The 18,030-nt window shown below is 54.6% G+C and carries 12 protein-coding genes; 11 read left to right on the top strand and 1 reads right to left on the bottom strand.

Annotation, left to right across the window (positions count from 1 at the left end; genetic code table 11):
- The first annotated feature begins 22 nt into the window (after positions 1–22).
- The 7 genes from SV7mr_RS22285 to SV7mr_RS22255 all read left to right on the top strand — a co-directional run bounded on the left by SV7mr_RS22285 (position 23) and on the right by SV7mr_RS22255 (position 10,206).
- Entirely contained in the window at positions 23–1,891 is a 1,869-nt protein-coding gene (locus SV7mr_RS22285) for a DUF1592 domain-containing protein (protein WP_419187769.1), read from the top strand.
- Entirely contained in the window at positions 1,891–3,462 is a 1,572-nt protein-coding gene (locus tag SV7mr_RS22280) for a DUF1552 domain-containing protein (protein ID WP_145276850.1), read from the top strand. Before SV7mr_RS22285 ends, SV7mr_RS22280 begins: the two co-directional genes overlap by 1 nt.
- A 182-nt stretch (positions 3,463–3,644) precedes the next feature.
- Complete coding sequence (locus SV7mr_RS22275) at positions 3,645–5,366, top strand: hypothetical protein (protein WP_145276848.1); 1,722 nt, start codon at positions 3,645–3,647, stop codon at positions 5,364–5,366.
- Between the two features lie 541 nt (positions 5,367–5,907).
- Positions 5,908–6,099 (top strand): hypothetical protein, encoded by a 192-nt coding sequence (locus tag SV7mr_RS22270; protein ID WP_145276846.1) that lies wholly within the window; start codon positions 5,908–5,910, stop codon positions 6,097–6,099.
- A 104-nt stretch (positions 6,100–6,203) separates the two neighbouring features.
- Positions 6,204–7,412 (top strand): DUF1559 domain-containing protein, encoded by a 1,209-nt coding sequence (locus tag SV7mr_RS22265; RefSeq protein WP_145276844.1) that lies wholly within the window; start codon positions 6,204–6,206, stop codon positions 7,410–7,412.
- Positions 7,413–7,670: 258 nt separating this feature from the next.
- Positions 7,671–8,582 carry a dihydrodipicolinate synthase family protein gene (locus SV7mr_RS22260; RefSeq protein ID WP_145276842.1) on the top strand — a complete coding sequence of 304 codons (912 nt, stop codon included), beginning with the start codon at positions 7,671–7,673 and terminating at the stop codon, positions 8,580–8,582.
- A 412-nt stretch (positions 8,583–8,994) separates the two neighbouring features.
- Complete coding sequence (locus SV7mr_RS22255) at positions 8,995–10,206, top strand: DUF1559 domain-containing protein (protein WP_145276840.1); 1,212 nt, start codon at positions 8,995–8,997, stop codon at positions 10,204–10,206.
- A 170-nt stretch (positions 10,207–10,376) separates the two neighbouring features.
- Here the strand turns inward: SV7mr_RS22255 and SV7mr_RS22250 are convergent, their stop codons facing one another.
- Complete coding sequence (locus SV7mr_RS22250; RefSeq protein ID WP_419187768.1) at positions 10,377–11,864, bottom strand: sulfatase-like hydrolase/transferase; 1,488 nt, start codon at positions 11,862–11,864, stop codon at positions 10,377–10,379.
- A gap of 100 nt (positions 11,865–11,964) precedes the next feature.
- On the opposite strand from SV7mr_RS22250, the gene SV7mr_RS22245 reads away from it, so the two are divergent.
- From SV7mr_RS22245 to SV7mr_RS22230, 4 genes are all read left to right on the top strand, one after another.
- Entirely contained in the window at positions 11,965–14,286 is a 2,322-nt protein-coding gene (locus SV7mr_RS22245) for a DUF1588 domain-containing protein (RefSeq protein WP_419187767.1), read from the top strand.
- Positions 14,287–14,338: 52 nt separating this feature from the next.
- Entirely contained in the window at positions 14,339–15,739 is a 1,401-nt protein-coding gene (locus tag SV7mr_RS22240; RefSeq protein ID WP_145276835.1) for a DUF1552 domain-containing protein, read from the top strand.
- A 340-nt stretch (positions 15,740–16,079) separates the two neighbouring features.
- Entirely contained in the window at positions 16,080–16,628 is a 549-nt protein-coding gene (locus tag SV7mr_RS22235) for a sigma-70 family RNA polymerase sigma factor (RefSeq protein WP_145276833.1), read from the top strand.
- A complete protein-coding gene (locus SV7mr_RS22230; RefSeq protein WP_145276831.1) occupies positions 16,625–17,959 on the top strand; it encodes a FecR domain-containing protein in 1,335 nt (444 codons plus the stop codon). The genes SV7mr_RS22235 and SV7mr_RS22230 overlap by 4 nt, the downstream gene beginning before the upstream one ends.
- The last annotated feature ends 71 nt before the right edge of the window (positions 17,960–18,030 follow it).

Below are 18,030 nucleotides of genomic sequence, written 5' to 3'. Positions count from 1 at the left end.
ATCTCTACTGGCTTTCGTTTTTGTGCAGTGGTCTTGCGCCCTGGCGGTGGATTTTCAGGACAAGGTGAAGCCACTGCTGGCGAAGTACTGCGTGGAGTGTCACCAAGGCGATGATGCGCGTGGCCAAGTTGATTTGGAACAGCTCACCGCCGAGAACGCTGCAGAGCATTACCAAGTCTGGGAATCGGTCGCCGAACGATTGCGAACTCGGGAGATGCCACCGGAGGACGAGTTGCAGCCGAGTGAACAGCAGCGGTTGGATTTTCTACAATGGTATGACCAAACGCTGGTGCGATCGGTTCAGTCACGTCCCGCTACGCTACGGCCGCGTCGCTTATGTGCCGTCGAGTATCGCAACACAATGCGGACGTTGTTTGGATTCGACCTGGAAGTTGCCATCGTTGAAGCCGAGCAAACCGTCATTGAAAAGTCATTGGTGATGAAGTTGTTGCCGCCTGACCCTCCGGGTAAGAGCGGCTTTTGCAATGACACTCAGTGGGCGCCGCTAACCACCGAGTTGTGGGATCAGTACTCGTATCTAGCCGATGCGGCCATCGAGGAATTGTTTTCAAGCAAGCGTCGTGAGCTGTTGGAAAAGATCGTCGGTCCGGTGGGGGACCAAGGATTGACTGCTGTGCAGGCAGAGGTCCTGGTGAATGACTTCGCTGCACGCGCTTATCGCCGACCGGTGCGACACGTCACCAGCGATGTGTTGCTGGATTTGGACTCCCAGACGGAGGTGTTAACAGCCACCAAGTTTGCTCTCAAACGCATTCTGATGTCACCGCAGTTTCTGTATCGAAGTTTAGGGACAGAGACTCAGACCGCAGCCGATGGTCGTACGGGGCGATTGGCGGTTGATGATTATGAATTTGCGCAGCGGTTGTCTTACTTTCTTTGGGCAGATATGCCGGACGAAGAATTGTTCAAAGCCGCCCGTGAAGGGAAGTTGTCATCGCCTGAGCAGATCCGTCAGCAGATTGATCGCATGATCGATTCCCCCAAGTCGATCAGCTTGTCCACCGACTTTGCCCACCAGTGGTTGACGCTTGGCGAAGTCGAAAAGAACAACGTGCAAGTCCCCGAAGCTGAAGCCCTGCGTTCTCAGCCACGTGACTTCATGCGTTATCTGTTTCAGGAAGATCGCCCACTGATTGAATTGATTGATTCTCGCGTGGCCTTTGCCAATCCCTACACGCAAGGTTTTTACGGCGATGATCGCAAGCAGATGAAACGCTATCGAAAAGCCGCAGGTATCGAACGTGAAATCGTTCCCAATGAAAAGATCACGCTCCAGAAAACCGTCGAACGTGGTGGCATTCTGACCATGCCTGGAATCCTGGCGATGAATAAAGGTCCGATCCTGCGTGGTGTTTGGATTCTGGAGCGGATTCTCGGTGAACATCTTCCTGAGCCACCACCAGATGTTGGTCAAGTCCCACCAGCACCGAAGGGTGTGAAGATGACATTTCGACAACGCTTTGAGCAGCACCGCGCGAATTCTGCCTGCGCTGTTTGCCACAACAAGATCGATCCGCTGGGCTTCGCACTCCAACGCTACGAAGGAGCAAAGTTCCAAAAAACAGGCAGCGTTGATACCACCGGTCAACTGCCAAGCGGAGAAACGTTTAACGATTTTCAGGAGTTAAAGTCGATCTTGGTCACCAGCAAACGTCGGCAAGTGATTAAAAATATCGTTGAACGGACGCTTTCGTATGCCGTTTGCCGTAAATTGGAACTCTTTGATCGCCCCACGGTCGATGCTATCACAGACAAGCTGAACCAAACCGATGGAACGTATCGCGATTTGGTTTACGAAATCGCAATCAGCGTTCCGCTGCGCGAAGCGATGGTTCAAACATCCCTTTCTGATGACAAGGAATCACAGTGATGACTTTGCAACTAAAGCGACGATCATTTCTCCGCGGCAGTGCGGGTGTCTTGTTGCCGTTGCCGTTTTTGAATCTGATGGAAGCCAGTGCTCGCGAAGCTGGTGACGGTCAGCCGCCGATGCGTTTCATGACCCTGTTCAAGCCGAACGGAGTTCATCCACCGTCGTGGAATATCAGCGGTGGTTCGGAAGACGACTTTCGCATGTCGCCGTTGATGCAGCCCTTTACCAAGCACAAGGACGATTTGCTGATCTTGGACAATATGGGCGACTTTGGGTTCTCCTCACATGCGAACTCCACACGCCGATTTTTGTCAGGGCACCACCGCAACACGCGAACCGCTTCGATCGATCAACTGATCGCAGACCAGATCGGCAAGGACACCCCACATCGTTCGTTGGAATTGACCACCGAAGGTTTGTTCCCCAATCAGATTGGCTGCAGCTACATTTCCTACGACAAAAATGGTGCGCCGATTCCTCGTGAGAGTGATCCTCAGCTGGTCTTTGATCGTCTGTTCCGCAACCCCCTAAGTGCACCTGCGGAGCGTGCAGTAATGAAAAGCTTGCTGGACAGGGTCGGTGAGGATGCGCGTTCGTTGAACCGCCGAGCCGGTCGTGAGGATCGCCAGACGCTGGAACAGTACTTAAGTGTTGTTCGCGAGACTGAAAAACGCTTGCAAACGATCAGCAGCCAGTCTTCGGTTGATTTTTCAACGCTGCAACGCCCTGAACGACCAAGCAACTTGAACGATCAAGTAGAAGCGATGCTGGACTTGATCACGCTGGCTTTGTGGACCGATCAGACCCGCTGCGTCACGTACATGCTTGGCAATTCTAATAGTCGCATGATTTTTGATTTTCTCGGGATTCATAAGCAGCATCATTATCTGTCACACTTCTTTCGGAATTTTAGTCGCGAAAACCTCGATAGCCTTCTGAAGATCAGTTTGTGGCACATGGAGAAATTTGATTACCTGCTCGAACGGATGAAGTCCTTTAAGGATCAACACGGCACGCTGCTAGACAACACGCTCGTGCTGTACGGTTCTGGAATGGGGCACAGTGATAACCATACGGTGACGCGGATCCCGATTATCTTGGCTGGCGGCAAAGGCTTGGTCAAAACCGGGCGTTACGTCCGCTATGCAGAGAATCAGCCGCTGGCGCGATTGCACTTGTCGTTGTTAGAAAAATTCGGGATTGAGACCAAGGAATATGCTCAGTCGAGTTCGCTTCTGACGGGGCTTGATGCGTCCGATTATGCACCCTGGAAAGAAAAAGCGTTTGACAGTTGGGCCAAGATTCAAGGCAATCGCTTTGAGGTCCGCGGTCGCCTGCGGATGTCTGATGATTTGGATGAGGCCAAGCTGTTTTATCTGGACGTGCAAGGCCAAGAGTCAGTGATGCTGGAAGTTAACTTTCAAGATTTCCATCGCTACAACGTTGCCTATCACTGCGGAACCCCCGTCACCTTGGTCGGTACGGGCAGTCTTGAGCAACGCAAGGTGACCAAGATTGAGTCACTGGAATCGGTGTTTGGCCACAAGCCCGGGGCCGCAGGCGGTTAAGCCATTTATTGGGAAAGCGAGGATCTGGCAGGCGAAAGAAAACCATCGATCGTGGCATTCATTTGCCCTTTAGGGGGGATGGCGATAGACTCAAAGAGGAGCGGAATTTGGTTTTGCTCCTGAGGTGGCATTTTAAGTGGCCCCTTTTTATTCATCGCCCTACTTTCTCAATCAACATCATCATGCCTCACACGATGTTCTTTCGGTCTCTTCGTCAAATAAACCTATTTGTCGGCATGGGAGTCCGACGCTCGATCGCCGCTTTGTTGGTGATGGCGATTGCTGGCACAGCGTTGAGCTCGCGACTGCAGGCCCAGACATTTACCAACGGCAGCAAGCCTGTCGTCACTGCCGTGCTGGCGTCCGTGGATGAACAGGAGGCGGACCTTGCCTATTTAGCCCGTGTCGTCGGTGAACCTGCCGCGGCCGATTTGGTCGGCATGCTTTCTGCGCCCTACAAGCCGATCGTTAACACCGATCAGCCGGTCGGTTTTCTGCTGGCCATGCGTGGTCAGCAGCCGGAGCCGCTCCTGGTTGTGCCAACGACCAATGCCAAGGGAATTTTGAAGCAGTTTGAGGCGCAGATCGGCGAGGTGACCGAGCTCGATGATGACACGTTCAAGTTTTCCGTTCAGACGCAGGATGTATTTGTCAAACAGCTTGCCAATCAAGCGGTCATTGGTATCAGTCAGGCCGGTTTAGAACTCGTCCCCGCGAATCCTTTGCCGTTGTACGCTGATCTTGCGGAGCAATACAACCTTGCCGTGCGACTGGAGATGACCGAAGTACCGCCGGTCATTCTGGATCAGTTTCTGCAATCCGTTGAGCAGGGCTTTGCGATGATCTTCTTTAACCTCGGTGGTGGGGTCGCACCGGGCGATGATGAAGATTTGGCTGAATTGATGGCGGAGATCGAGAAGGTCTTTCGCGAAACGAAATTGCTGGTTTTGGGAATTGAAATCGATTCAGAGGAGGGGCTGTTCGCACTGGACTATTCCTACACGGCTGTCGAAGGATCTGAAACCGCCCAGGATATGAACGCCAGGCAGCCCATCCCCTCACGTTTCGCCTCTGTGATTCGCGAGGACGCCGTGCTCAGCTTGCACCATGCCGTCGCCGTTAGTCCGTTGGTCGTCGAAGCGGTTGAGGAGTTTAAGACTGAGTGGCCAGAGATGTCCGAGGATCTGCTGCTTCTGATGCCGGTTGAGGATCCCGAAGCAGCGGTCGAGTACATCGGCCGAGGGATGGAAATCATTGGCGATTCGTTGCTGGCCGGAAGATTTGATTTTGGTGCTCAGGTCTTGGCAACCCCTGGCGACGCTCAGGTAGCGATGGGAATGTTTGTTGCCGATGGTGACAAGCTGGAGACGCTGATCAAGGAGCTCGTCGAGTGGGTGCCTTACGATCCAGTCGCCCCCGAGATCGTCTTTGATTTGGAAACCTATCAAGGTGTCAAATTGCATCGGTTCCGAATTGATCTTTCGGACGTTGAAGGCCTCTCCAATGAGTTGTTTGGCGAGAAGATGGACCTCTATCTGGGCACGGCTGCAAAGGCGGTGTACGTGGTCGCCGGCAAGGATTCGTTAAAGCAAGTCAAGCAATTCATCGATTCAGGAAAAGCCGATCCCAATCCAGTCCGGCCAACGACTCAGTTCCAATTACGGATGCTGCCAATGATCGAGGCCATGCAGCCAGTGGCCGACAAAGAGGACGCCAAAGAAATGGCACGAGCGATCAAGGCCATCAAGCGAGGCGACGATTCTGCTGGCATTGGTTTTCAGGTCACTGCCATTCCCGATGGTCAGCGTTTTCGTTTTGTGATTGAAGAGGGCATGTTGAGGTTCGGCGCCGAGATGAAGTTGATCGAGGACGAGCAGAAACTGGATGCCGATGTGTTGGAATGAGAAGAGTCATTCTTACAGTCGTTGGTGGAGATTCTTTGCAGGCCGCTGATTCGCGTTGCCACTGAGTTGTCCCCTTATCAACCACGTGCAGGGCGGCCTGCCCTGCACGGTTCTGGCCTGTCATCGCGTTTGTCTCTCAGCGTTTCTCTCCGGAAAGGCATCAGCGGGCCTCTGATTTTTCTGTCCGCCAGGTGGATGGCGGCATGGCATCAAGTGAGGGACGGGGGGCCCGCTCTTGCCTTCATCAGGCCTTATTTTTTTTCTTGGGCAATTAGTCTTCGATCATTGCGGGTCGATGTCGCGTGGTCTTACGAGGCGATCAGGCTCGAAGGTAATGTCAACGCCCAGTCGAGGCGCTGACTGTGGTCTTTGCGAACGTTAACGCGTCTGGCGGATGCCAGACATTTGCTGCATGGGTGGTCGATCAGTCCGTTTGTGCCGTTGCGATAACGTTGGATTTGTCTCAGGGTAAACGGTTTTCTCTGGAACGATACTGAACAAGGCTGTATGTTATAACATGCAGTAACTATTCGAGGTTAATATGATTTTGCGATCTTTAGCGACTGGTTTCGTGGTCTGTCTCGGTTTGGTTTTGGTGGGCTGCGGCTCAGGTGAGAACCAAACAGCGTCCGAGCAAGATCTGAAGCAATTCCTGCAAGAGAATCCTGATGCAGCCCAGGCGGTTGGTCAGGAGCCCGCGGGAGCCAGCGGTAGCGGCGACATGTTGAAGTAGGCGGTTGGCGGGAGGCGTTCAGTACGAGCGTTTCAGTGTGGTGATGTGTGCAGCATGGATCAGCTGCTTCGTTTCAAACAATATTTATGAGTGCAAGAGAGTTTATGAAGACGCGATCTCGAAGCGGTTTCACGCTGGTTGAGTTGTTGGTGGTTATCGCCATCATTGGGATCATGGTGGGGCTATTGTTGCCAGCTGTTCAAGCAGCACGTGAAGCAGCTCGGCGAATGAGCTGCAGCAACAATATGAAGCAGGTCGGCCTGGCCATGCATAATTACGAATCAGCTTACAAGCAGTTACCCGCTCAGGGCGGTGGCACCAAGCGGTCGGCTGGTTCAGCCTGGGCAGATTCGCTGACTCCAACCGTGTCGGGTGGTGGTAATAACGTGCGCCACCTCAGCGCATTGGTTCCGATCTTGCCTTTCATGGAGCAGCAAGCACTGTGGCAGCAAATCAGTAATCCCTACCGCGAACAGACCAATGGCCTGTTGTACGCCGCGATGGGACCCAACACGCACATGACTCTGGCAGAGCATGATGCCAACGGTCGTTACGAGCCATGGCTCACGACACTCGCTGGCCTTCGTTGCCCAAGCGACCCAGGGCAAGGGTTGCCAGCACATGGTCGGACCAACTACGGCGTCTGCGTGGGCGATTCGGTGTATTACCAGTATCAAGGCATCCGAGATCAATTCGGAAATGCATTGAGCACGGCATCCAACGCCAAGCAGGCTCAGCGAGGCATGTTCCAAGTCGGTTACTTGAAGCCCCGCTTCCGTGATGTATTGGACGGGCTGTCCAATACCATCATGGGTGGTGAATTCAATACAGATCTTGGCGATCGTGATATCACAACGCAGCAGAAATCAGCGCCAGGCGCTGGTACCACGGCACCCTCCTTGTGTGCTCTGGGAGCAGATGTTGATCGTCCGAGTTTCTGGGGATCGGGCGCTTCGCTGATGGGGAGCAATGAGCAGCAGCGTGGTTTCAAGTGGGCTTGCCACCTCACAGTATATTCTGGCTTTACCACCATCTTGCCGCCTAATGGGCCGATCTGTTTGGACACGTCGAGCGGTGATATCTTCAGCTGGGGGATTTTTCCAACCAGTAGCCGTCACCCCGGTGGAGCGCATGCTTTGATGGGAGATGGGGGCGTTCGTTTCATCACCGATTCGATCGAAGCGGGCCAAGACATCGGTAGCGTGTACCATGCTGGAACCGGCGCCCGTGCACCGGGCCAAGAGAGCCCCTACGGCTTGTGGGGCGCAATGGGAACACGTGCTGGACGGGAAACCATCCAGGAAGTTCCTTGATCGACTGACGACCAGATCTCTTCGTGTTTATCAAAGGCGACCAGCGAAATCATTGTTGGTCGCCTTTTGATTTGGCCAGAGGCATCTTGCCTCGCACGGGTCATGGTCGCTCTGGCTTGGTTGCGGTCGTATCCGCAGCAGGTGATAATTTGCCAGCAGCGACGGGGGGGTGAGTGCAGCGCTCGATATTCTTCGTGCCGCTGATTGAATCGATCCAGAGCAATTGCTCGAGAAATCATTACACAGGATATTGAGAACGTGGACTTTGCAAGATTGACTGGGCTGATTGCCGCGACTTACACACCGCTGAATGAACGCGCACAGCTCAAGACCGATGTCGTGCCAGCGATGGTCGATCATTTGATCCAGCAAGGATTGCGCGGCTTGTATGTCTGCGGTAGCACCGGTGAAGGCATGTCGCTTTCCAGTGCCGATCGCAAGGCCGTCACCGAATCCTATGTGCAAGCTGCGGCGGGACGCGTTCCCGTGATTGTGCAGGTCGGGCACAATAGCTTGGATGAAGCCAGGGAGTTGGCGGCTCATGCGGCTCAGTGTGGTGCGGAGATGATTTCGGCAACCTGCCCGTCTTACTTTAAAGTCACCTCGGTCGACGCCTTGGTCGACAGCATGCAGGTGATCGCCTCGGGAGCTCCCGAGTTGCCGTTTTACTACTATCACATTCCAGCGCTGACCGGATCGGCGATTGATATGCCCGAGTTCTTGCAGCTCGCTGGGAAACGAATTCCAAACTTGGTTGGTATCAAATACACCGCGCCCACTCTGTTTGAATTTCAGATGTGTCAAAGTGTTGATGGCGGACGCTTCGACATCGTTTGGGGCTGTGATGAAATGCTCTTGGGAGCCTATGCCACAGGAGCCCAAGCCGGTATCGGAAGCACCTACAACGTCGCCCCGGCCTTGTATCGGAACTTAGTTGACGCGATCGAACAGCAGAAGTGGGACGAAGCCCGCCGATTGCAGTTGGTCTCCATCGAGATGATTCGGACAATCGGCAGGTACCCCTTTCATCCCGCCATGCGTTGCGTGTTAGGTTTTCAAGGCTTTGATGTCGGCGACTGTCTGCTGCCACAGCCTAAGCTCAGTGAGCAGCAGGCCGAACAGTTGCGTTCAGATCTACAGTCGATCGGTTTCTTCGATTGGGCTCTGTAAGAAACTAGGCCCTGTAAGAAACTGGGCCCTGTAAGAAACAGTGTGTTGCAAGAAGGATCGCACGCGCAAGCGTGAGCCGCGGCCAACGTGCTGTTCGGCGGTGGCGTGCTTGCGCGGCACCCCGCAGGATGTTTGGCGTGCGCTCGCCAGCCTCCCTGGCGGACTGGCGTCAGTTTTGCGGGTCAGAGCGGATGGTCCGCCACTTCATAGGCGTTTGCTCTGAACGCTGGCGGACGAATTCAGGGGTTTCCGAATTTCTCAGCTTTTCAGTCTATGTTATAAGGAACTATATCAACTTGTAACAAAGTCCAGTCGTGGCGGGCGATTGATGAGCTTTCCAGGTTCACGGTCATCAGCCGTGGCCACGTCAAGCGGCTTGACTTGAACAGCATTCATCTCATGTGAGTTATTTATGAAAACGCAATCACGCAGCGGTTTCACGCTGGTTGAGCTATTGGTGGTCATCGCGATCATTGGAATCCTCGTTGGGCTGTTGCTGCCAGCGGTGCAGGCTGCCCGCGAGGCTGCCCGCCGGATGAGTTGCGGCAACAATCTGAAGCAATTGGGGCTGGCGTTTCACAACTACGAATCGGCCTACAAACAGTTGCCACCGCAGGGAGGCGGGACGAAGCGGGCGCCCGGTATGAATTGGGCCGCGACAATGACGCCAACCGCGATGGGAGGTGGCAGTAACATTCGTCACCTCAGTGCCTTGGTGCCAGTGTTGCCGTTCCTTGAACAGCAACCTTTATGGGATCAGATTCGCAATCCCTATCGTGAAGCGAACAGCGGCTTGTTGTACGCGGCAATGGGGCCTAGCACACACATGACTCTGGCCGATCACGATGCCTTTGGGCCTTACCAGCCTTGGCTGACAACGTTGGCAGCGTACCGCTGCCCTAGTGATCCCGGTGAGGGACTGCCGGCCCAGGGACGCACCAACTATGGCGTCTGTGTCGGTGATTCGATGTACTATCAGTATCAAGGGATTCTGGATCAATATGGCAATTCACTGAATTCTGCTGCTGACGCCAAGCAGTCGCAGCGGGGAATGTTTCAGGTTGGGTTCTTGCGTCCCAGGTTTCGCGATGTGCTTGACGGTTTGTCCAACACGATCATGGGCGGTGAATTCAATACGGATCTTGGTGACCGGGACATCACGACACAGCAGAAGCGAAACACCGGGCCCGGGACCACGGCGCCTTCACTCTGTTACCAGGGACAAGATCCTCAACGGCCGCAGTTCTGGGGGCCGGGAGCCGCGTTGTCCGGGACCTCCGAACAACAGCGTGGTTTCAAGTGGGCCTGTCATCTGACTGTGTACAGTGGATTCACAACCATTCTGCCACCCAATGGACCGATTTGCTTGGACACGTCATCCAGTGATATCTTTCGCTGGGGCATTTTTACAACCAGCAGTCGCCATCCCGGCGGAGCTCATGCGTTGCTCGGCGATGGTGCCATTCGCTTTGTAACCGACTCGATTGATTCTGGACAAGACATCGGCAATGTCTACGCCGGTGGAACTGGCGCTCGCGCCCCTGGACAAGAAAGCCCCTACGGGCTGTGGGGCGCATTGGGCACGCGCAATGGCCGTGAGACCATTGAAGAGTTTCCTCAGTAATCGAGTAATCGAGTTGGCTAGTGGTCGAGTTGGCTGCTGGTGAGCATCACTTGCAGTTGGTCATGGTCTGCGCCACAGAATGCTTTGTCGGCCGATCAGCTTGCATTCATGGCCCTTTCAGGCTGTGAACGCAAGCAGGTCGAGCCTGATTTGACGTTGTCGATCTTGGGTCATTTGCTGGGCACTGCAGGCCAAATGTGGCATTCATCCAGCATCGCTTGGTAGAGCTTGGTCATTTTCGCAGGCAGCGGACTGGAGGCTGCGTCGAGCGATTTGGATTCCGTTGGATCTTGGCTGAGGTCATAGATTTCAAAGTCAACGAGTTTCGCAGCGCGAATTTTGCTCAAATTTGTCTCGTCGATGTTGTCCGGGCTGCCGATGCCTTGCAATGTTGCACGCACTTTCATGTTACCGTCACGCATCGCGACCGTTGGCGTGTAGCGTTTTCCATCGTAGCTGTGATAATAGGCCCACAGCAGCGGTTGCGGGCGATCAATGGATTGACCCGACAGCGCGGGCAAAAAGTTTGTGCCGTCCAAGGTGATGTCTTGGGGCAGTTGGCCACCGGCGAGTTTGGCAAAGGTCGGTAAGAAGTCCAGCGAGCTCACGGCGCGGTCTGATTCTTGTCCGGCTTCAATCATTGCTGGCCAACGCATGATCCCTGCGACGCGAAACCCCGCTTCGTGGGTGTGCAGCTTCATGCCTCGCCAAGGTCCAGGTGTGCCGTAACTGCGATTGGCGCTGCGATAGCGATTCAATGTTTCCGGGCCGTTGTCAGACGTGAAGATCACCAACGTGTTTTCACGCAGCTTCATTCGATCCAAGGCTGCCAGCATCTTACCGGTTGCGAGATCAAGGTTTTCCACGTTGGCAAAGTACTGTGCTTGGTCATGGTTTTTGGCGGGGCCGGATTCGTACTTGTTCACCAAGTTGGCAGGCGAGGCCACCGGTTCATGCGGCTCGTGAAAGGCCATGTAAATGAAGAACGGTTGTTCAGGGGTTTCCGCTTGTTGATCTTCTAGCCAGTCGATTGCTTCGTCGGCGACGATCTGGCAACTGTAACCGTTTAGGTCGCCAACCTTCTGGCCATTGCGAACAAAGTTGCGCGGGTTCTTATGTGACGGCGCGGCATTGTTTTGGGTGGCAAACCAGTGATCGAAACCATGGTCGCCGGGCTGAGCTTGCTTGGGCGAGTTGAACATCGCATTGCAATGCCATTTGCCACTCATGCAGGTCGCGTACCCAGCGGTTTTGAGCATCCGTGCAATGGTGAACTCTTCGCGACGCATTTCCACTTGTTGTCGTGATCGTGTCAGTGGAGCGTTGGGGTTGGCATCAGGGATCCAGTCGTAGACGCCCGCGCGGTTGGGCATTCTGCCTGTTAACAGGCCGACGCGCGAAGGCGAACAAACCGGCGCGGCGGAGTAAAAACTATTGAATTGAATCCCATCCTGGGCCAGTTGCATCAGATGGGGTGTCTTGATGTGTGGATGGCCGTAGTTTTGCAAGTCTCCCCAGCCGAGGTCATCGCATAGAATCACAATAATATTGGGGCGTTGAGCCGCATTGCAAAGCCCGGAAACATTGCAAAGCCCAGGGACATTGCTAAGCCCGGTGAAGATGAGCAGAAGGATCGCGAGCATCGAGTGACGGTTCATGGAGTTTCGCAGTGGTTCAGGGAGACGTGTGGAGGAACTGGGAACGGTAGAGTATCTTAATCAGAGCCCTTCGAAGCAACCTACGATGATTGTAAGTGCCATGAAGTTGAAGTCTCTTTTTGTTCTGCTGATTCTTTCCGGTCGCTGTTTTGCGATCGAACCAGCGACGCTAGATCGTCCGCTGCTCAAAGTGCTTCAGGACAAATGTTCCGCATGCCATGCTGACGGTGAATCCGAGGGCGATTTCTCGCTCGATTCGATCCAGGGTCAGGACCCCGCGAAACGCAACGAGCAACTGGCGCGGGTCTTTCATGTGCTGGTCACTGCACAGATGCCACCGCTGGATGAGCCGCCGCTAACAGACGTTCAAAGCAGTCAGTTGCTTGGTGTCTTGCAGGGCCAGCTTGCAGAGAGCGGTTTGATTCAGCAGTGGCAACGAAAGCAATTGTTTCCAGAGCACGGCAACTCTGTCGATCATCAGGCCTTGTTTGGTCGCCAGGCAACGCAGGTCGCGTGGTCACCGTCCCGCCTCTGGAAGAAAAGTCCACATCTGTTTGATTCGTTGGCCAACCGGGGCATGGGGTTTCGGCCCGGGCGATATGGAGAGCGCAGTTCCCAGTTAAGCAAGCTCAAGCAGCCCTTCACGATGGAAGAAAAGGCTGGCATCCGCGACTTTGCTGCCATCGCCCTGGCAGATTCAGCAACTTTGGAAACCATGCTCCGCAATGCCGAAGCCCTGGTCGACAAGCACTTGGCCGATGCAATGCATCAGCGACGCGTGAAGCTGGAAGGTCCGATTCCCGAAGACCAGTTGCCCAAGGACAAGAATGGCAAGCCGATCCAGACTCGGTTCAATCAGACGCCTGAAGCCTTCGCTGCCATTGTGCTGGCTGACGCAGCGACGACGGACCAAGTGAACGAAGCCATCGCCACGATGTTTCGACTGGTCATCGAACGGGAGCCCGATGCGCAGGAATTGGAAAAGTATCGCCAGTTAATGGGACGCTGTGCAAAGCAAGCCAATCACGCCGAAGCGCTGCGGATGATGTTGGTGGCGATCGCGGTCAGCCCGCCAGCCGTGTACCGCATGGAACTGGGGCAAGGACCGCTGGACGAACATGGCCGGCAAATGATGTCGCCGGCCGACTTGGCGTTCGCGATCGCTTATGCGTTAACGGACCAAAAGCCCGATGAGCAGTTATTGCACGCCGCAGCATCGGGGCAGCTAACGACTCGCGAGGACGTGATTGCGCAGGTCACTCGGATTTGGGATGACGTGGACATTGAGAAGCCTCGCATTCTGCGATTCTTCCACGAGTTCTTTGGTTACAACGCTGCGCCGGGCGTTTTTAAGGATGCCTCGCGATTTGGCAAAGACTATCGCAAGGTGCCCGAATCCCTGGTCCAGGATGCTGACACCTTGGTGTTGCACATCGTCAGAGAAGACAAGGATGTGCTGGCACAGTTGTTGACCACCGAGAAGTATTTTGTCGCTCACTCTGGCGACAATGCGGAAGAGCGTCACCGGCACGATGCACTGCAGAAGTTCTATGACTATTACAAAGACAAGCCCTGGCGTGACTTCCCGTACCAAGTTCCCAAGGAACACATGACTTATGTGCGTTCCATTGATCGCATGTTCACGCACGCCAATGGGAATGTGACCAAACGCTGGATGAACTACCTGGAACAGTGCGATCAGGCTGGCCTGAGTCACATGCCGATGCAGAATGGTCGCGACTACATCACGGCATACAACCTTTCTGATCAAAGCTTTAGCTTCCCTGTCGAACAGCCCTTTGTGCTCAATCCAGAGCAGCGGGTTGGAATCTTGATGCACCCTGCTTGGCTGATTGCTCATTCATTGAATTTGGACAATGATCCAATTCGACGTGGCAAATGGATTCGCGAGCGACTGTTGGCAGGCACGGTGCCAGAGTTGCCAATTACAGTTGATGCGAGTATCCCTGAGGATCATGAAAAAACATTGAGGGAGCGGCTGACCGTGACCCAAACGCAGGAATGCTGGCGCTGTCATGTCAAGATGAACCCGTTGGGGATGCCGTTCGAGTTGTACGACGATTTCGGGCGTCATCGCAAACTGGAGAATTTGATGGCCAAAGGCAAGAGCAAGCCTGTTGACAGTAGCGGCCGGCTGGCTGGCAGTGGCGAGGTGACGTTGGACGGGCCGGTGCAAGATCCGATACAATTGGTCAAGCTGTTGGCACAGTCAACGCGCGTTCGGCAATCCTTTGTCAGGCACGCCTTTCGATATTGGATGGGCCGAAATGAAATGCTAAGTGATGCCGCCACACTGCAGGCTGCGGATCGAGCCTATGTTGAATCCGAAGGCAGTTTCCGAGCGATGGTGATCACGCTGCTTTCGTCGGATTCGTTCTTGTATCGAAAACGCATGGATTGAGTGGATTGGTTATGACTGTTTCGTTCCGTTTCAAGTTTCTGGTTTGTGCACGATGAATCCAACCCGTAGACAGTTGTTCAAGTCCGCCGCCCTGGGGTCTGGATCGTTGCTGTTGCAGCCCATGTTGGGCCGATTGCAAGCAGACGCAAACGGCGTCGATCGCACACAAACACCACAGCGATTTGTCTTTGTTGTTAAATCCAGCGGCATCATCCCCCAGTCGCTGGTGCCCAGTGGATTGCAGGGCAAAGTCGATGCACAGGACGGGTTGATCAACGAGTCGCTGGCCGGTCACGCACTACCAGCGACTTTGAAGCCACTGGAGTCGCTGAAGGATCAATTGGCAATCGTGCAAGGGTTGTCTGGGAAAATGTGCCGCCCTGGGCACTCCAGTTGGTTCGGTGCCCTGGGCGTTTACAAGACCGGTGGCGAGCATCACTCCGGATCAATTCTGCGCGCGACCGCAGACGCTGAATTGGCCAAGCTATTCCCTTCGCCGTTTAATCATGTGGGCTTGGCCTTGCGTGGGAAGGTCATGGGCAAGGAAACCGAAGGGACATTGTATCCAGGCATCACAGCGCTCGGTGCTGGCCGAGAGTTACCCTTCCAAGCCAGTCCAGAGATCGCCTACCAACAGTTGTTCGGCAGTGCCGTTGCTGGCGACCAAGTCGCTCAGTCACGTTATCAGTTGAAGTCAAATCTGTTGGATTTTATGGTCGATGACATTCGGCAGTTGAATCGCGCGTTGCCCAGCACCGAACGTGAGAAAATGGGACATTACTTGAACGCCTTCGAAGAACTGCAGGTTCGTCGGCAGCGTTTGGCATCGATCGAAGCGAAAATCCGCCAGTCTGTTCCTGAGTTCAGCGATCGGTTTCTGTCCAAGCAGCCAATCATTCGCCAGCAATCTCATGTGGATCTAACCGCCGCTGCGCTGATCTCTGGCATCACGAACGTGGTCACATTGCGGCTGGATAACATCAGCACAACGTACGGTGACCTGGGGCTTTCAGAACGCACCGTTCATGGCATTGGCCACCGTGAGTCCTGTAATGGGAAAACGCCCGAGCAGGCTCGCGATATCATTCGCTTGCATCACATGAAGTTGCTAGCCGATCTGGCCTTGCAACTGAAGGCTGTGCCGGAAGGGGATGGTACATTGCTGGATAATACCAGCATTATCTACTTAAGTGATTCCGGCAATGAGCATCATGGCAACCTTTCGCAGTGGCCTTACCTGGTGCTGGGTGGAAACGGCGGCCGCTTGAACATTGCTGGTCGCTACATTCACTATCCCGAATATGGTCAGGCCGGTCATCGCACGATTGGTAACTGGTGGACCACTTGGTTAAACGCGTTTGGTCATCCGATCAAGCACTACGGGAATATGGATTTGGACCTGCAAAAGAACGGCGTTCCACAAGAAGGTCCACTCGCTGAGTTGATCGTTTAGCGACATGCCCCGGTTGGATGGGCGGGTGGCCGGTTCAGGTGCACCTTCTGGACCGCGCGACGGATGCTGTTTGCGTGCGCTCTGTGCTTGCATTTGCCAGTTCAGCACCCCGCGTGCGCGGAGACTCTGCGAGGCCGAGGAATGGTGTTGGGGCGTTGGTTGATCGTCTGTTGTCCATTGTCTGCAACGCGGGAATCGCTGTTCTCCCAGCGGGTCCTTTAGTGTGCGAGGCATCTTTTGCAGCTGATTAGCGTTTTGGGTGTCCAATTCTCACGGATTGGAAAGTGATTCGATAGAACCGCGAAAAACACTGGGATTCGGCGGCCAACTGAGAGAACGCATGACAGTAGAAGCAGTGAGCAAAGCACCGACGGATCAAGACAGGTACGAGCAGTTTGTACGGCTGGCGATTGAGCATGAACCTTCGGTTCGAGCCTCGCTTCGCAGTTTGCTGCCGACTTGGCATGATGTGGATGAAGTCGTGCAGGAAGCGACTCTCGTGGCGTGGCGGAAGTTTGATTCCTTCACCCCCGGCACTTCGTTTGGCGGTTGGCTGATGACCATTGCACGTTTTGAAGCACTTCGGTACCGCCGCAAAATGGCTAGGTCGCCGCTGGTGTTTGCCGACGATGTTTGGGAGTTGATCGAGCGCGAAGCGGATTCGGTTGACGATGCTTCGACGCATCTTTCGCATTTAGAATCCTGTTTAGGCAAACTGGATCCTAAGCATCGTGAATTGCTGTTGGCGGCGCATACGCCTGGCCGAACCATACGGCAGCTGGCGGTGGACTGCGGACGCAGTGAGCAAGCGTTGTACAAGGCTGTTCAGCGTTGGAGACAATTGTTATTGAGCTGTCTTTCGCGAGCGATCGCGTTGGAGGGGGCATGATGGACGAAGGGAATGAAAAGCTCGATGCGTTGATTGCTGCTTGGCTCGACGAGACGATCAGTCAGCAAGATTCAGAGACGTTACAGGATTTGCTTCGGCAATCAGCCTCGGCAAGAGAGACGTTCCGGCGTTATGCCACCTTGGATGCTTCCCTGCGCCAGGTGGCCGATGTTGACCCTAACGCGACCGATGGTGATCGATACCAAAGCGTGTTGTTGGCATCCCAGCAGTTGCGCCGACATTTGAAGACTGCCTGGTTGGTGGTGGCCGTCTGTGTCGCTGGCATGTTGGTGGTGCCGATCGGCATGATGCTCCGCGGGGAGTCCAAGATTGCGACGGTCACCGGTGTCAGTGGCCCCTTGCGTTGGACAGGTGATGCCGGCGTGGTCACCCATCAGCTCTTGGTCGGACAGCGGCTCACTGGAGGGACGATTGATGGGCTCTCGCCCGATTCTTGGTTTGAATTGCAGTTTCATGATGGCAGCGCCATCACACTGTCGGGGAACTCAATGTTGACCTTTGCCGATGACGGGCAGAAAGTGCTGCACTTGAAATCTGGCAAGCTTTCAGCAAACGTGAATCCTCAGCCTGCCGGGCACCCCATGCTGGTGCACACGCGTTCGGCAACCTTGACGGTCTTGGGAACCAGTTTTGATGTCGAGGCGGCTCTGCCAGCAACGGTTGTCAAAGTCACCGAGGGAACTGTGCAGGTCGCAAGGAACGGTGACGGAAAGCAGATCAAGGTGCCAGCGAACCACCGAGTTGTTGCGGCGGTTGATCGTGAGTTCAAACGCGAAATGGTCCCGAACATGGTTCATCAATGGAGCAGTTCGCTGGCGAAGGGACCAGAGGAAACCTTTGGCGAATGGCAGGCTGCTCAGCAGGCGGACCCGGCTTCGCTCAAGGCGGTCGCCTTTGTGCCCGAGAATGCGCCGTCGATCGTCTTGCAGATGTTAGGGATGACCATTCGTTCGGATTCAAATTCACCCGTGGTGCTGAAACCGTCGACCCGCTGGACTGTGCATGGACGGATGGATGTGGAAACCGATTTGTACTTGGGTTTCTCGGTCGCCAAACCCAACGGCGACTTTGCCGGAAAGTTTCTCGCGCGTTGCAAACTGCAGGAAAATCCTGCTGGCGGCTATCTCGCGACCGCTGATTTAGAGTCGTTTGACTTGGATCCTTCCGTGGAAGCGTTTCGAGACAAGCTACCGGAGTCTCCTGACAACTTGGTGGCGACCGGCGTTTGGTGTTTCACTCACTCGGAAGCATCGTCTGGGCTGCGTGTATTTGATGTGTCACTTGAACCATTCGATGAGTCGTCGCCCTAATCATTTTTCGATCCGCTGAGTGATCTAGGTCGCCTCGCGTGTCGTTTGTTCTAATTCGCTTCTCGTCTATT

The organism is Stieleria bergensis, assembly GCA_007745635.1.
Lineage (GTDB): Bacteria > Planctomycetota > Planctomycetia > Pirellulales > Pirellulaceae > Stieleria > Stieleria bergensis.
Note: the sequence above shows the minus strand (reverse complement) of the source record. Positions and strands in the feature narration are given on the sequence as shown.

Bases quoted from the DNA above. Each gene is read 5' to 3' on its own strand.
- SV7mr_RS22280 (WP_145276850.1), top strand. From the start codon at position 1,891: ATGACTTTGCAACTAAAGCGACGATCATTTCTCCGCGGCAGTGCGGGT.
- SV7mr_RS22275 (WP_145276848.1), top strand. From the start codon at position 3,645: ATGCCTCACACGATGTTCTTTCGGTCTCTTCGTCAAATAAACCTATTT.
- SV7mr_RS22270 (WP_145276846.1), top strand. From the start codon at position 5,908: ATGATTTTGCGATCTTTAGCGACTGGTTTCGTGGTCTGTCTCGGTTTG.
- SV7mr_RS22265 (WP_145276844.1), top strand. From the start codon at position 6,204: ATGAAGACGCGATCTCGAAGCGGTTTCACGCTGGTTGAGTTGTTGGTG.
- SV7mr_RS22255 (WP_145276840.1), top strand. From the start codon at position 8,995: ATGAAAACGCAATCACGCAGCGGTTTCACGCTGGTTGAGCTATTGGTG.
- SV7mr_RS22250 (WP_419187768.1), bottom strand. From the start codon at position 11,864: ATGAACCGTCACTCGATGCTCGCGATCCTTCTGCTCATCTTCACCGGG.
- SV7mr_RS22245 (WP_419187767.1), top strand. From the start codon at position 11,965: ATGAAGTTGAAGTCTCTTTTTGTTCTGCTGATTCTTTCCGGTCGCTGT.
- SV7mr_RS22240 (WP_145276835.1), top strand. From the start codon at position 14,339: ATGAATCCAACCCGTAGACAGTTGTTCAAGTCCGCCGCCCTGGGGTCT.
- SV7mr_RS22235 (WP_145276833.1), top strand. From the start codon at position 16,080: ATGACAGTAGAAGCAGTGAGCAAAGCACCGACGGATCAAGACAGGTAC.
- SV7mr_RS22230 (WP_145276831.1), top strand. From the start codon at position 16,625: ATGATGGACGAAGGGAATGAAAAGCTCGATGCGTTGATTGCTGCTTGG.